At 46.1% G+C, this 9,938-nt stretch carries 5 protein-coding genes and 1 other RNA gene; 3 read left to right on the forward strand and 3 right to left on the reverse strand.

The features are described from left to right. Positions 1-415 precede the first annotated feature (415 nt). Positions 416-2,578, forward strand: coding sequence for a polyribonucleotide nucleotidyltransferase (locus tag P5683_RS19660; protein WP_006623598.1), 2,163 nt, complete (start codon positions 416-418; stop codon positions 2,576-2,578). 265 nt (positions 2,579-2,843) lie between these two features. Here the strand turns inward: P5683_RS19660 and P5683_RS19665 are convergent, their stop codons facing one another. Further along, on the reverse strand, positions 2,844-7,268 hold the full coding sequence (locus tag P5683_RS19665; protein WP_048895247.1) for a Calx-beta domain-containing protein: 4,425 nt from the start codon (positions 7,266-7,268) through the stop codon (positions 2,844-2,846). A gap of 126 nt (positions 7,269-7,394) precedes the next feature. After that, positions 7,395-7,607 (reverse strand): hypothetical protein, encoded by a 213-nt coding sequence (locus tag P5683_RS19670; RefSeq protein WP_008052563.1) that lies wholly within the window; start codon positions 7,605-7,607, stop codon positions 7,395-7,397. 125 nt (positions 7,608-7,732) lie between these two features. Here P5683_RS19670 and P5683_RS19675 point away from each other — a divergent pair, with 125 nt between their 5' ends. Next, positions 7,733-7,927 (forward strand): hypothetical protein, encoded by a 195-nt coding sequence (locus P5683_RS19675; RefSeq protein ID WP_006669505.1) that lies wholly within the window; start codon positions 7,733-7,735, stop codon positions 7,925-7,927. A 93-nt stretch (positions 7,928-8,020) separates the two neighbouring features. On the opposite strand, the gene ssrS is transcribed toward P5683_RS19675, so the two are convergent. Beyond that, a non-coding RNA gene (ssrS, locus tag P5683_RS19680) (6S RNA) lies at positions 8,021-8,205 on the reverse strand. 538 nt (positions 8,206-8,743) lie between these two features. Here ssrS and P5683_RS19685 point away from each other — a divergent pair. Continuing rightward, on the forward strand, positions 8,744-9,745 hold the full coding sequence (locus P5683_RS19685) for a pentapeptide repeat-containing protein (protein ID WP_315640942.1): 1,002 nt from the start codon (positions 8,744-8,746) through the stop codon (positions 9,743-9,745). Positions 9,746-9,938 lie beyond the last annotated feature (193 nt).

The raw sequence follows: 9,938 nt of genomic DNA on the forward strand, positions 1-9,938 counted from the left end.
GCTATCGTCGCATTGTCCGGGAACAACCGGAAAAATGTCGCGTAAATGTATCAGTCCCTTGATATCTCTTGATGTAAACATCAGATGATCACAAACAGTCTGGCTTACAGCTAGGCTAATTACTGATTGACTGATTAAACCCCTCCCACGCTCGATGTGTCAACTGTGCCAACATAGCTGAAAATGTATCTTTAAAGGTGGCAGCAGCGATCGGTACTGAAAAATAAAAAATAGGCAGGAAAAATTTTCAGCCTGGGGTATGACTCCCCCATAATGGGGCGGGGAGATCTTTAACCCATTGCGATCGCATCTACAAAAACTGGATAGGCGGATACCTGGGATGGTTCCCCTGTTTTTGCTTAGGTGGGTGTCAAGATGGTGAGAATTTGTGATAGCAGGAAGGAAGAGAAAATAGATGCAAGAAATTGATAAGTCGATATCCTTTGATGGACGGGATATTAGACTCAAGATTGGATTACTAGCGCCGCAGGCGGGGGGAGCCCTGTTAGTAGAATCAGGAGATACATCAGTTCTGGTAACAGCAACTCGTGCAGAAGGAAGACCGGGAATTGATTTCCTGCCCCTATTAGTAGATTATGAGGAAAGACTTTATGCTGGTGGTCGTATCCCCGGCGGATTTCTACGGAGAGAGGGTCGCCCCCCAGATCGCGTTACTCTCACCAGTCGCTTGATTGACCGCCCCCTACGTCCTCTCATTCCCGGTTGGATTAGAGACGATATTCAAATAGTGGCCACCACTTTGTCGATGGATGAGCAAGTACCACCGGATGTTCTGGCGGTAACAGGTGCCTCTGTGGCTGTGTTGTTGGCCAGAATTCCTTTTTATGGACCTATGGCGGCGGTGCGTGTGGGATTAGTGGGAGATGATTTCATTATTAATCCTACCTACAAGGAAATTAGAAACGGTGACCTCGATTTGGTGGTGGCTGGGTCGCCCCAAGGTGTGGTCATGGTGGAGGCGGGGGCTAATGAATTGCCAGAACATGATGTGATTGAGGCGATCGATTTCGGTTATGAGGCGGTCATGGATTTGATTAAAGCCCAAACTGAAATTATGCAGGAATTGGGGATTGAGAACCCGATCGAAGAACCGCCACCAGAAGATCCGACTTTGATAGAATTTATCCAAGAACGGGTTACAGAACCAGTTAAAAAGGTTCTGGGTCAGTTTGAGTTGACCAAAGATGAACGGGATGCTGCTCTTGATGTGATCAAAGAAGAGCAAATTGTCAGTGCGATCGCACTAATGCCAGAAGATGACCCCATTAGCTTGTTCAATACCGAAAATCCTAAAGCGGTGGGGATGATCTTTAAAGACATCACCAAAAAACTCATGCGACAGCAAATCCTCTCCGAGGGAGTGCGGGTTGATGGTCGCAATTTAGACCAGGTGCGTCCGGTGTCCTGTCGGGTGGGATTATTACCAAAACGAGTCCATGGTAGTGGTTTATTTAATCGCGGTCTAACTCAGGTCCTCTCTATTGCTACTCTGGGGACCCCCGGAGATGCTCAAGATCTTGATGACCTCCACCCCCAAGATGAAAAACGCTATATGCACCACTACAATTTCCCTCCCTATTCTGTGGGGGAAACAAGACCTATGCGATCGCCAGGACGTAGAGAAATTGGTCACGGTGCTTTGGCGGAAAGGGCTTTATTGCCTGTGCTACCATCAAAAGAGCAGTTCCCCTATGTGATTCGGATTGTCTCTGAGGTGCTATCCTCTAATGGGTCTACTTCTATGGGGTCCGTTTGTGGGTCCACTCTGGCTTTGATGGATGCTGGGGTTCCCATTGTCAAGCCTGTGAGTGGCGCGGCGATGGGTTTGATTAAAGAAGGGTCGGAAGTTCGTATCCTCACAGATATTCAAGGGATTGAAGACTTTTTGGGAGATATGGATTTTAAAGTCGCAGGTACCGATAGTGGTATCACCGCCCTACAAATGGACATGAAGATTACTGGCTTGTCCTTGGATGTAGTCGCAGATGCGATCGCCAAAGCTAAACCCGCGCGGCTGCATATCCTCGAGAAAATGCTGGAAGTCCTACCCAAACATCGTCCTGACCTGTCTCCCTTCGCACCTCGCCTGCTGACATTGAAAATTGATCCAGACTTAATCGGTCTGGTCATTGGTCCGGGAGGTAAAACCATTAAAGGAATTACCGAAGAAACAGGCGTTAAAATTGACATCGACGATGATGGCACTGTTACCATTGCCTCTACAGACAGCGAAAACGCCGCCCGCGCTTACCAAATTGTTCAGGGTATGACCCGCAAGCTAAACGCCGGAGATGTCTATGTAGGGAAAGTTACCAGGATTATTCCTATTGGTGCTTTTGTGGAAGTTCTACCTGGAAAGGAAGGCATGATTCACATTTCTCAATTAGCAGAATACCGAGTCCCCAAAGTTGAGGATGAGGTGGCTGTTGGAGATGAGGTCATCGTGAAAGTCCGCGAAATTGACCCCAAAGGTCGGATTAACTTAACCCGCCTAAAAATACACCCCGACGAAGCCGCCGCCGCCAAGGCTGCTGCTAGTAGTGGCACTGTGCAATAGTTGACCTAATTGCCCTCTCCACAAGCGTTTCCCCGCAGTAGGGGCGAAAATTGTTCGCCCCTACAATTGTTTATTAATCATCCTCGGAATCTGTGAGGGTTAATTTTACACTATATATGCGCCCACATTTTCCCATGATAATATTGTAGGTCAAGTCTCATCAGATGTCAATAGTCAATCTGGTAATTAACCACAGAGAAGGGTGAGGGGAATAGGGGAGTTATTTGTCCATGATGGACTATTCCCATATCCCCAGTTTTTCTAGTTAAAATTCCGACTCAAAAGCCCCAATATCAATGGTATCGTTGACAATGCGAGGGAATCCGAGACCCCGGCTGTCGAACTCTCCGGGATTAACAAAACCACCAGCAAAGGTATTATTCCCGGCATTAATTGCTGGTGAATTTTCCAAAAGAGCAATAGTTGGGATGAGTCCTCCATTATTAGCCAGGGGAGAGATGAGAGCATCCACAGGGTCATCTGCGCTGCCGATTATATCACCATTTACCCCATCAGTTAAGCCAGAGGCATCACTGCCATCTCCAATCAAATTACCCCCACCACTGTTAAAGGCAAATTCAGGAGCCGCTGCGGCATCAGGACCGAAGGGAGCGGTATTATTAGTAATCAAAGTATTTTGGAGACTAGCACTACCACCAATGTTGCGGACACCGCCACCACTGGCGATCGCTGTATTATCAACAATGGTACTGTTGGTCAAAGTCAGATCAGCAACAGAGTTAAAAATCCCGCCGCCGATTTGAGCCGAGTTATTAGCAATAGTGCTGTTGGTAACATTAACCTCTCCATCAATAATAATGATGCCACCACCATTAACAGCCTGATTATCAGCAATAGTGGAATCGATAACATTCAGAATTCCCGAATTAGCGATCGCCCCTCCATTATTAGCCGCATTGCCTTCAATCAGACTGCGGATAATAGTAACATTCGCATCAGTAGAGACAATAGTGATCGCACCGCCGCGACTACCAGAAGTAGTGCTTACAGAAACGTCTAGGTCAGTTCCAGGTGCCAAACCATTAGCCAACCTTAACCCATCAAAAGTCATCGTCCCCGTATTGACCCTAAACAGGCGAAACTCATCAGTCAAATCCGGATCACGCTGAATCGTCAAATTATTGGCTCCCGGACCGTCAAAATAAATATCTCCATTGAGAGTTGGTAATGCACCCACCAGATTAATTGTTCCTGATTCTGCCTCATCAAGAAAAGTAATTTTTTGTGTGCCACCCAAATTCACAGCATTGATAACCGCCTGTCGCAAAGACCCTTCAATACTGTCAAAATAGGCTTCTTCAGTCGTATCAAGACTATCAGTTAACTGCCTGACCCCAGTACCATTAGCTAGAATAGTTAACGTCCCCTGGTTATCATTTGAGTCAACAATATAAAAATCAGATTCGGCCAAGCGGAAAGTCAAAGACTCATCAGCCTCCGCGTGGTCATCATCAAGCGGCACCAACTCCAGTTCAATTCTACTTTCACCATCAGGAATCGTCACCTGTGCCGTTTCCCCGTCTGTGGGAATCACTTGACCATCAATTTCGAGTTGATAATCTTCCAAAGAAATCCGATTTCCTTCCAGATCCAAAGTTATCTCAAGATCCCCAAAATTATCAGGTTCGCGACTAATCCTCAAGACCGCATTACTAGAGCGAGTGATAGTCGGAGGGTCTTGTTCCCAATCCAGACTAGACTGCACAGCATCGGGAGTAAGCACCTGTAGGGAAACTGTGGCGATATCATCATCGAGAATCGTCAAAACCGTACTAGGATTGATAGTGCCAGCCTGACCTAGGATTTGCTCCTCTCCGTCCACAATCGCCACAAAATTATCATCTAAGTCTAGTTGCAGTGTTCGGTCAGGCTGCACCAGGGTATTACCCAGAATTTCAATAGGAACCCGGGCTTGTGTTTCTCCCTGAGCAAACTGAATTGGTATCACACTACCAACAAAGTCATCTCCTTCAGTGGCTGTAATTCCAGTTAAAACCACATCCACAGAAGAGGGAGAACTCAGATCCCCGGACCGCAACAATTCCACCACCATGGTGGTATTTCGCTCATCCCCCTCTTCCACCTGATATTCAGACTGACCAAAATCATAAGTTGGGGGTGAGTCATTATCGAGAATCAATAAAGTAGCCGTAGGATGAGTGACACCTGCGCGTCCCCTCGGTTCAAAATCCTCAAAAGATAAGATAATCGACTCGGTGGGTTCAGCTATTTCGTCATCAACAATTTCCAGGGGAACCCTAGCGACTTCTTGACCCGGCGCAAACTCCAACCGCACCTCAGTCTCGACAATATCAACTCCCGGCGTAGCTGGATTTTCCGGACCCGGTTGCAAAACCACAGTTACAGATGATGCATTGCTGGCATTACCACCGCGCACCACCACGACAGTCTCAGTTACACCATCATCTTCCGAGACCTCAAAAATACTGCGACTGAAATCATAGGTGGGGATATCATCATCGTCGATAATAATTAATTCAGCGGTGGGGTTCTCCTCGCCTACCAGTTCCCCTTCTGCGGGAACCAAACTTAACCGGAGATTTCGATTAGGTTCAGTCACCAAATTACCCAAAATGGTGATGGGAACAGTTTGGGAAATCTGATCAGGTTGGAAATTAATAGTTATCTCCTCTGGCTCAAAATCTATTCCCGGAACAGCAGTAATACCACTTAACTCAACGGTGACTGAAGATGCTTCCCTAATTCTGCCAATTCTTTCAACAGTCACAACTTCTGTGACGTTGGTATCGGAACCCTCTAGGGTGGTGAACAAACTCTGACTGAACTCATAGCTAAATGGTCCGTCATCATCCAAAATCACTAGGGTAGCCTCGGGGTTCTGGCGGCCTGGTTGTCCCCCCTCAATTTCCCCGGCTGTACTCTCAATAAAGAAGTTGGTAAAGGATAAATTGGCGGTTCTGGTGGGGTCTGGTTCGGTATTGGGAATTAGTTCAATTTGAACGGTGGCGCTGGTTTGTCCCGCGTCGAACATGACTGGGGTGGGATCGGGAGTGGGCTCAAAATCTCGACCAGGTTCAGCAGTAATGGGTGTAATTGCCACATCGACTCGTGAGGGTGCCTCGGTGGCGAAAGAACGCTCAATGGTGACTTCCACAAATTCAGGATTATTAGGATCATCTCCCTCAACACCTATAAAACGACTGTCGCTGAAGTCATATAAAGGGGGACTGGGGGGTGGGTCATCATCTATAATAGTGCCAGTGGCCGTATTCCCTCCGATTTCGGCGATATACAAAAATCCTGAGTCGTCTAAAACGACTTCTATGGTTCTGTCTAGCTGAAAAATATCATTAGCAATGGGGGTGATCAAAAATTGGGTGGTAGTAGCGTTTTGGTCAAATATTGCGGTTCCGCGATCGCCATCAAATCTAACGGCTCCGCTAACTGTGTAGTCTTCCCCTAAAATAGCAGTCCCACCTACGGAAAAATCTACGGCCAAAGGCACTCCCAAAGAATCTGGTGTGCGGGTTAATGTATAAACTAAACTGTTGCCACTATCTTCTTCTACGGCTTCCGGTTCAATAGTGAGGCTCACCTGAGAAGTTGATGGCAGATTTAGCGCCGGTAACTCTGGAATGGGTGTCGGCGTCGGTTCTGGGGGCGGGGGCGGTACTGGTGCGGGTTCATCATCTTGGATGTTAATGATCAACTCATTCCTTTGGCCAATACTGGCTCCCCCAGAGGGATCGGCTAGGGTTAAGGTAACTGGTCTCGGTCCGTCAGGGGTATCGTTATCGACTATAGAAACGGTAAATTCTTTGAAGGTTTCAAAGGGTTCAAAAATTACGGGAATTTCTGCGATCACGTCAGCGGTGCTATCACCAGCTACTACTAGAGTTGCTCCTACTCTATCAAGAGGAGATCCGGTTCTGGTGATGGGGATTTGCAATAATGACTGATTTTCGTCAGCGTTGACGCTATCTTCCCAAAATTCCAAGACTGAGGTAATGCTGGTGATGGATTTGGTAAAGTTGCCACTGTTGAGAATGGTGCTATCTGTGGCTTCTAGTAGCACTAATCTCTCTCTGGTTTGGCGATCGCGAATTAGGGTATCATTCCCCTGCTGTGCAATTTCTAGATCGGCAAATTCCAGACCATTAGCTAAAGCAATTAGGTCAAACCCCGGTCTAAAGTCTGTAATTACATCGGTCTGACCGCCATTGAACCCTACACCAATTACAAATAAATCTGACCCCGCGCCCCCGGTTAAGGTGTTAAAACCACTACCTGTGTAGAGAATATCATTACCGCGATCGCCAAATAGCAGATCATCTCCCTCCCCCCCTATCAGCGTGTCAGACCCCTGACCGCCATAAATAGTGTCGTTTCCTGACCCGCCAACTATAGAGTCATTCCCCGCATTTCCCAGGATGAAATTGTTTCCTTCCCCCCCATAGATAACATCATCCCCTAACTCACCGAATAGGGTATCGTTACCTGGTCCGCCGAACAAATAATCATCCCCCTGTCCACCAAATAGCAAGTTATTGCCTTCACCGGCGAACAGCGTATCATTCCCTTGAAACCCCAAAAGGGTATCGTCCCCTGCTAGACCTTGAATTTCATCATCTTCTGAGGTTCCCAACAGTAAATCCGGGTCTGGAGTGCCAATAATAATGTTTACCATCTTAACGATACCTTTCCTTATAAGTCCTTTTTGCTAACTTGATCAAGTCAGCGCACAATATCACTTGGATTATGGATCATTGCATAATCCACATAATTCCGGATCTAACTAAGCAACTTAGCTATTCTATGCTGCTGTTGCTGTGAGGGTCTCTTGAATTGATTTAAGTTTACCCATAATTTTTTGAATATCAACAATACCAGAGTTTTTGTTTTCTGTTTTCGAGGGGAAGTCCCCAGACTTAACCGTGGGTAACTTCAGATCCTCTGGTCTTGAACATCCGGGATTAGGGTAGATGGGTACAGGGACACAGGGGCGGTCAATGTAACGGTTTGTCACAGAAGCCCATCATAAAGATTAAATATCATTACAAGGTTAGTCAAGTTTGTACATAAGCATGATACTCTCTATGAGTGATTACGAACACCTTAGATTGAGAGACGAGAAACACTTTGAATTTAGATATGGATAGATACCCAGCTTGTTCCCTTCGTCAAGATGTTAGCGAGTATGTGGCTGATCTCCAGCTACACATGACACTACAGGCTCGTAACCTCATCCCTACTTTAACTAAAACCAAAGAAAATGATAGTCGGGAGGAGATGCTTCAGCAAACTCAGGCTTATTTTGAAAAAATAGCTTCTCGTCAGGCTAGTTAACAGCACAACGGTTACACTCAAATAAATGCAGCCCGAAAAACTCGAGTTATCTACTTCTCGACCTCGGGCTTTTTTCGTTTTTCGTTAATAAACAGCCCAACCGCAACGCCGTCTTACCTCAGTTTTTGACCTGGACGAGCCAGGTGGGCACCACTGCCGAGCTTCAAGTTTCCGGGTACAATGCCCGGTATACTGCCACTCGATTCTAAGGGGTTCCCTTGTTTTTAGAGTTATAGATCAAAAAAACATTTTGGCAGTCACCAACGTCACAGCCGGACCTTGTTGCCATTATAGCGCTTTCTCAAAAATTGTCTAGGGGTTAACAATGGATCATGCAAATCCCTCTCTCTCCCCAGAGGGCTGGCCCGTCAATCTGCTCGCCCCCAGGCCAGCAACTCGCGATCTGGGATGGTGCGCTAGAAGGGAGATAGAGAGGGGGTTGACTTTTGCCCCTGGCTTTGCTATTATATTAAATGATGGATACATTTTAACAAACTAAAAATAGCAAAGTTTCAATTATATAAAAGTATGATCTCATGAGTTCCGGTGGCTGTCAATTCTAGGGGCGGCTTGGCGTGAACAATTTTTTAAAATTGCTTAAAAAATCAACAAAGACATCAGAGGATAAATCAACATTTGTAAACAAAATACACAAATTTTGTCTGGTACAGATAAAATAAATATTAAGAGATTATTAGCAGTAGCTTTTATCGTCAGAGGTGCAGCAAATTAAGGCATCTGAATCAGTCGAAACTCAACTAAGCGATCGCCGGAGACTGTTTCAGAACTTGTGTGATGAAAAAGGAGATCCTCAACATGAAAGAAACAGAAATCCTAGAGCGATATCTTAGGGGAGAAAGAGATTTTCGTGGAATCGATTTAACCGCAGCCAACTTGATTGGTGCTAAATTAATCGCGGCTAACCTGTCGGGTTCTAATTTAAAAGAAGCATCCTTAGCTCGCGCTTACCTGGAACGATGCTTTATGTTAGAAGCCAACCTGAATGGGGCTTTTTTGTATGGTACTAACCTTAATTATGCGAAACTGCGAGATAGCTGCTTAATTGAAGCTGATTTAACTAAAGCAGACTTGATCGGCGCGCAACTTCATAAAGCTAACTTAAGGGGAGCAAAACTCAGCGGCGCGGTGATGTCTTGGGTGACACTTTATCGCGCTAATTTACCGGGTGTGAATCTCTGTGGCGCTAATCTTAATGGGATTAATTTGCGATCGGCTAACTTAGAAAAAGCTAACCTAAATTGGGCTAATTTGACGGGAGCGCGACTGAGTGGGGCTAACTTGCGAGGAGCGCAATTAAACGGGGTTAAACTTGAAAAAGCCTTTCTGAATGGCTTAACTTTAGAAGCGATCGACTTTAGTAGTTTAGAACTGAGTGAAATTAAACTCAGTGGCGCTAAAATGGCAGGTGCTAACCTACAGGGGACTAATCTCAAAGATTCCCAAATGCGGTTTATTCGCTTGGATGAAGCTAACCTACAACAGGCTAACCTACAAGGTAGTAATATTCGCGGGGGTCAGTTTATTAAGGCTAATTTGATGAAGGCTGACTTGCAAGAATGCGACTTGAGAAATGCGGATTTGAGCAATACTAACCTGAATTTGGCTAACCTGCGAGGTGCTGACCTCACGGGGGCTAACCTTCGGGGTGCTTACCTTTGGGGTGCTAATTTGGATGGTGCTAACCTTGAAAATGCTGACCTGCGCGATGCTAGTTTCCGCGATGCTACCCTCAATGGCGCTATCCTAAATGGTGCTATCCTAACTGGTGCAATTATGCCAGATGGTCGCATTAGATAATGGAACTCCCCCCTCTCCCAGGGGGGTTGCTTTTTGATTTTGCCTGTGCTACCCCGGAAAGGGTGGGGCGGGTTTATTAATATCCGGGTGGGGGCGGAGAATTGACAGCCGGAGAGGGCGGGTTTATTAAGATAGTCGTAGGGATGGAAAATTGACAGCAGAACCCGCCCCTACAATTAATAATTAATAATTC

The organism is Limnospira sp. PMC 1279.21 (genome assembly GCF_032349615.1).
Taxonomy (GTDB): domain Bacteria; phylum Cyanobacteriota; class Cyanobacteriia; order Cyanobacteriales; family Microcoleaceae; genus Limnospira; species Limnospira fusiformis.